Source organism: Mucilaginibacter rubeus, assembly GCF_014643835.1.
Lineage (GTDB): Bacteria > Bacteroidota > Bacteroidia > Sphingobacteriales > Sphingobacteriaceae > Mucilaginibacter > Mucilaginibacter rubeus.
Genome location: NZ_BMKD01000020.1, coordinates 1 through 1,676, shown reverse-complemented (window position 1 = coordinate 1,676; position 1,676 = coordinate 1). Strand labels below are relative to the sequence as shown.

Genomic DNA, 1,676 nt, shown 5'->3' with positions numbered 1-1,676 from the left:
GTGGCCGTTGCGCAACAGGGCTTAAAATGGCTGAATAATTAAATTGCAAAGCAAAAGATTATTCGGCCATTTGCTTTTACAGGCAATGCTGAAAGCAGTTAATATGTTTGCTATCTTCAATAAACAGGCCGATAATGTATTGATTAAGGCATCAGAATGGTTTCCCGGTAGCTTTCTTTTTCTTCTTCTGATTTTTGCAGGTATACCATTGACAAGTTTTTTAAGGTTATATGCAATGGCGGCCATGATCATACATTTATTGGCCAATTCGAGCCCTTTTGTGTTTACCTGTTTCATGCCTGTAAAATTGATCAGGGTGCCCAGTACCGGTTCTACCGTACTTTGTCTTACTTTCCTGGCCTTGCTCCCTTGTCGGGTTTGCATGCGTTCATGCATTTCTATATAAAGGTCTTTAGCTACGGAATCCTTAAACACTTTAAAGCCTTGCAGATTAGTGCAGGTGCTTTTAAGCGGACAGTCCCTGCAATCTTTAACACTGGTACGATATATCTTATGGGTATTATCGTTCTCTGCTTTTTTGAAGTTGTGAAAAGTAAGGTATTTGCCTTCAGGACAAACATACCGGTCTTGCTCCCCGTCATAACTGAAGCCCTGCCGGCTTTCCCTGCTTTGACATCCTGGCCTGTTAGGTATGAAGCCTTTAATACGATTACCAGCTAAAAACAGAAGCGCCGCTTCACCGCTATAACCTGTATCGGCAAGCACATCTTCTATTTCCATGCCATTATCTTTAAGGTTTCCGGCGACATGGGTAAGGATCTCAGGTAGGCATGGTGCATCTCCTTTATCTGCATGGAAGGCCTGGATGTGTGTAATAACGTGGTTTTGTGTATCTACGCTTACATGAGCCGAATAGTTCAGCCGCGTCGTTTTTCCGGGTTTCACCGATAACCGGGCATCAGGGTCTGATGGGCTGTAACGCTTGCTGTTCGCTTTCTTATCAACTTTAGCGTTCTTTCTCGGCTTAGGCTTGGTGTTTTCATCCGGTATGTCCCCAGCCGGGGCTTCATCATTATGATCGTCCAATTGCTTGCCATAAGTTGCTGCATCATTCATGATCTCGCGTTCGACCAAACTTGACATAGCTGCATTGGCTTTGACAAATGCGCTATCGATAGCCTGTCTTTTACCTGCTACCAAACCTGCATCAATACACTTTTTAAGAACCTGTTTAAAGACAGCTGTAAACTCCTCTTCTCCATAAAGCTGGCGTGTGCGGCTTAATGTCGAATGCCAGGGAAGTTCTTCATCCAGATCATATCCTATAAAATAGAGGATATCCATGCGCATACGTGAGGTAGCAATAATGCGCCTATCGCTATTCAGGTTCTCTAAATAACCAACAAGCATTAGTCTGAAAAACACAACCGGGTCAATGCTCTTTTGACCCTCTGTACCATAATATTTGCTGGTCGTATCATAAACAAAGTTCAGATCGAGTATACTTTTCAAACGCCTGTAGAAGTTATCTGCTGGAATGTAGTCTGAAAGCTGAAACCGGATAAAGAGCTTTTCCTGATAATCTTTTTTGCCTTGCATGTCCTTAATATACAAAACAAATACCTGATTGTCAAATGTTTATAAAAAAAATAACCCAATCGAACTTTATTCGACTGGGTTATTTGAAAACCTCAGTTTAGTTGCGCAACGGCCAC

General features: G+C 42.4%; 1 protein-coding gene. It reads right to left on the bottom strand.

Annotated features, from left to right (window positions below; genetic code table 11):
• Nucleotides 1-21: 21 nt before the first annotated feature.
• Nucleotides 22-1,560: an IS1182 family transposase gene (locus IEX80_RS27710; protein ID WP_188834830.1), complete on the bottom strand. Its 1,539-nt coding sequence runs from the start codon at nt 1,558-1,560 to the stop codon at nt 22-24.
• Nucleotides 1,561-1,676: the final 116 nt, after the last annotated feature.

Excerpts from the sequence above, each read along its gene's own strand:
- IEX80_RS27710 (WP_188834830.1), bottom strand. The coding sequence starts at position 1,560 with ATGCAAGGCAAAAAAGATTATCAGGAAAAGCTCTTTATCCGGTTTCAG.